Source organism: Bacteroides sp. 41_26, from assembly GCF_949740115.1.
GTDB lineage: Bacteria > Bacteroidota > Bacteroidia > Bacteroidales > Bacteroidaceae > Bacteroides > Bacteroides nordii.
On the sequence record NZ_CATJGZ010000023.1, the window covers coordinates 1 to 3,716 of the forward strand.

Below are 3,716 nucleotides of genomic sequence, written 5' to 3' on the forward strand. Positions count from 1 at the left end.
CAGTGAAGCGTCAAAAAGGGGCGATTGTTTGAGCGAAGCGAGTTCGAGCCCCTTTAGCGGAACGCAGGAAGTGAGTAGGAGAAAAAATGCAGCCTTGATCCTTTCTTTTGGTATCTTTTCTTTCGTATCAAGACGAAAGAAAAGTACACCCCATCATAGTATCATCTTCTCTATCGGCAACACCAATATTCCCTCAGCTCCCAGTGCTTTCAGTTTTCCGATAATCTCCCAGAAACGTTTTTCATCAAGTACCGTATGCACGGAGCACCAACCCTCCTGTGCCAATGGCATCACCGTCGGACTCTTCATACCAGGCAGTACAGCTACAATCTCCTCCAACTTATCCTTCGGAGCATTCATCAGCACATATTTCTTATCCTCTGCTGTTTTCACAGCATTCATACGAAACAGTAACTCATTCAAAATCTCCTTCTTCTCATCACACATGTTCTTGTTACCAATCAACAGTGCTTCTGACTTCATCACTACTTCCACTTCTTTCAAGCGATTGCTTACCAGTGTAGAGCCCGAACTAACAATATCAAAAATAGCATCTGCCAACCCAATGCCCGGAGCTACTTCCACCGAACCTGTAATGACATGTACCTCTGCACTTACCCCTTTCTCCTTCATATACTTCTCCAGAATCACCGGATAAGAAGTAGCAATCTTCTTACCATTAAACCACTCCACACCCGGATAATCTATATCCTTCGGTATAGCCAGTGACAAACGGCATTTACTGAAACCGAGGCGTTTAATAATTTCTGCTTCCTCTCCTTTTTCAGCAAACTCATTCTCTCCTACGATACCCAGATCTGCCACCCCCGTAGCCACTGACTGGGGTATATCGTCATCCCGGAGGAACAACACCTCTACCGGAAAATTAGATGACTGCACCAACAATGTACGTTTTGTAGCGCTCAATTTAATGTCTGATTCTTCTAAAAGAGCCATTGTTTCTTCAAACAAACGACCTTTAGCTTGTACTGCAATTCTTAATAAACCCATAATTTTATTTGTTATTTTACGATTTACAATTAAAATAAAAAAAGGCTCACCTCATCGGCAAGCCTCGTTTTTATATTATATATACACAATATCATACACGCCCACCGAGTTATTCGTTAGGAAAATGATGATGATGATGTGTAGTATATTTCATATTTTTTTGTTCTTTACAGCGACAAAAGTAAAGCATTCCATTCAAACCTCCAAACAATTATCACAAAAAAATCGATTTTAATTTCAAATTAAAGGAAGAATCTCTTCAGATTCTACTTCGCACGAAGAAAAGTGCATTTCATCTTTCGACTTCTCCTGCGAGAAAGTGAAATATGTACAAAGTGCTTCCGTACAAAGTTCACCTGCCTCATTATAGAGTTTTGCATCTACCAATACAATATTACGTTTTACTTCACGAATAGATGCCCGTAATACCACGTGCGAATCTTTTGTACTGATTGACTTGCGATAACGTGTCTCCATCTTTGAAGTTACTCCTGTCGTTTGTAACTTCCGAAGAATGACCCAGGCACATATTTCATCCAGTAATACTGACTGGATTCCTCCATGTAGTGTATCAATCCAGCCCTGATATTCCGGACGTGGTTTCCAAATACTCACTACTTCATCACCGTCTTCATAAAACTCCATTTTGACACCTGCCTCATTATTTGGAGCACAGCCAAAACAATTATACCCTTTCAGTCCCTTCCATGGGTTGATAATCTTCTTCATATTATTTATCCTTATTATTTATAATATACATACTCACGTTCTTCGTAAAGTACCGGAACATCATTGAAAAATTTCACCCGTTTTTTCCAGTTACCATGTTCATCATGATAAAACTTATAGACATATTCTACGTCTGCCTGTCCTTGGGCAGGTTCAGTTCCTGAAATCACTTCGCCACGGGTACTATACTTATAAGTATAGTGTTGAATATTCCGAGGTAATCCTCTCCATTCTTCTGCAATACGTCCACGGCTGTTCCACTCATACTTCAACGGCTCATACTCCTCGCCTTCTTCCTGGTGGAAAAGAATATCTTTAGCAATCAGCTGACCGGCAGAATCATATTTATAACGAAACTCACTAAACTTAGCCCCCTCTTTACCGAACCACATCTCACCAATACAATTCCCTTCTATGTCATAACGGAACACACCTTTGCGTAATACCTCACCATCGACATCCTTCAACGATTTGTTCTTCAAACGTCCCTTCGAATCATATACCCACTGAACTGTATTCAATAATTTCCCAGTCGCAGATTTCATCATTTCTTCAAGGATATTCCCTTCCATATCATAAATGTATTCTGTAACTTCACCTGCCACACCTATATCAGAGTAAGATTGCTCTAAGATCTTTCTACCCTCATTATTAAATTCACAGCGGAAAAAAGTGCCCTGTTTTTTACCTTTATCAATACTACCTGGGCCTTTTGGTATAGCCACATATGAACTCTGAGATACTGATTTCACCTGACCATTCAGCAGCATCTTCTCCCAATCCGTATCTTGTCCGGCATATTCAATTACACGCACAATAATAAATTCCGGATTCACTCCGTCATATTCCGTACGTTTTATCCAGTTTCCATATGCATCATAATCAAAATCTACCTTTTTATTTTTCGGAACTTTGGGTTGCATCGAAGTTCCTTCAGAGAAACGTTTCAAAGCAATCGTATCTCTTTTATCAAATGGACGGCTTTTTCTACCCACCTTTGGAAAAGCAGAATCGTCTTCCAGTACCTCTTTTATTCGCCCATCTTCATCATAAACAATTTCTGTCACACAACGGTTTTTCGTTTTCTTTCCATCATTCATTCTTGTCGATATACCTTCAGAGATTCGCTTCACTATTTTGTCATCTTCATTACGCAAAATAACAATCTCGCCAACTACATTCCGGTCAGCATCCAATGTTACTTTCCGGTTTAAACGTCCCTGGTCATCATAATCATACTGATAAATTCTCGTTACCCCACCCTGCTTTACGGAGGCTGTTATCTCCTCTTTTATCTCCCCGGCATTATCATATACATAAAGAAGTTTATTTTTAGCACTTCCATCCGGATTCAACAGGTTTTCTACCACTTTCCGTCCCTGATTATCATACCTCACAAAGTGAATCTGAGAAACAATAGGCCCGATAATCCATGCCGTATCTTTAAGAACAGCTTTATATGTAGAAGTGCGGGTAGATTTAAAAAGTGGAACTTCCTGTTGCGTTTGTGCAAAAGCCGACAGTACAGCCATTCCTAAAAAGAGGAAGAATACTCCCCTCCGATATAAGGATACTTGATTTTTCATATGGTATTATTTTAGCCAGACTCTCATCGCATCGACGACAGAGCGTTACAAATATAAATGATAATCCCGAAAAAATACTATTATAGAGATTAAAAGTGTTTCCCCAATAGAAGAGTACACCCAAACAAGATTCATTAATGATTCAAATAATAATGCAAATCAGTAGTTGAAATCAGTTAAGAATTAGTTTTGTTCATATCTGTATCGTTTTACGCTAAATGTTGTCCACCATTACTATCTATCTCTTTCTCCGGTATCGATAAAGCTCTATCTCGTAGAGTTACGTATGAAGCCTCGGTGCAGGGCCGACGCATTAAAATGCGCTGTCCTGTAAAAGTGTTGACAGGTATTTTTCATCCCATCCTGCTTTCAGCCTTTTGAGATTCATGC

Annotated in this window: 3 protein-coding genes; all 3 read right to left on the reverse strand. The window is 39.6% G+C overall.

Annotated elements, in window-relative coordinates; all coding sequences use genetic code 11:
• Positions 1 to 153: 153 nt before the first annotated feature.
• Entirely contained in the window at positions 154 to 1,011 is an 858-nt protein-coding gene (gene hisG, locus QX565_RS00250) for an ATP phosphoribosyltransferase (RefSeq protein WP_221648824.1), read from the reverse strand.
• A 237-nt stretch (positions 1,012 to 1,248) separates the two neighbouring features.
• Positions 1,249 to 1,740, reverse strand: coding sequence for a PaaI family thioesterase (locus QX565_RS00255; RefSeq protein WP_221648825.1), 492 nt, complete (start codon positions 1,738 to 1,740; stop codon positions 1,249 to 1,251).
• A gap of 14 nt (positions 1,741 to 1,754) precedes the next feature.
• Entirely contained in the window at positions 1,755 to 3,326 is a 1,572-nt protein-coding gene (locus tag QX565_RS00260; RefSeq protein WP_289290539.1) for an RHS repeat domain-containing protein, read from the reverse strand.
• Positions 3,327 to 3,716 lie beyond the last annotated feature (390 nt).

Bases quoted from the DNA above. Each gene is read 5' to 3' on its own strand.
- QX565_RS00255 (WP_221648825.1), bottom strand. From the start codon at position 1,740: ATGAAGAAGATTATCAACCCATGGAAGGGACTGAAAGGGTATAATTGT.
- hisG (WP_221648824.1), bottom strand. From the start codon at position 1,011: ATGGGTTTATTAAGAATTGCAGTACAAGCTAAAGGTCGTTTGTTTGAA.
- QX565_RS00260 (WP_289290539.1), bottom strand. From the start codon at position 3,326: ATGAAAAATCAAGTATCCTTATATCGGAGGGGAGTATTCTTCCTCTTT.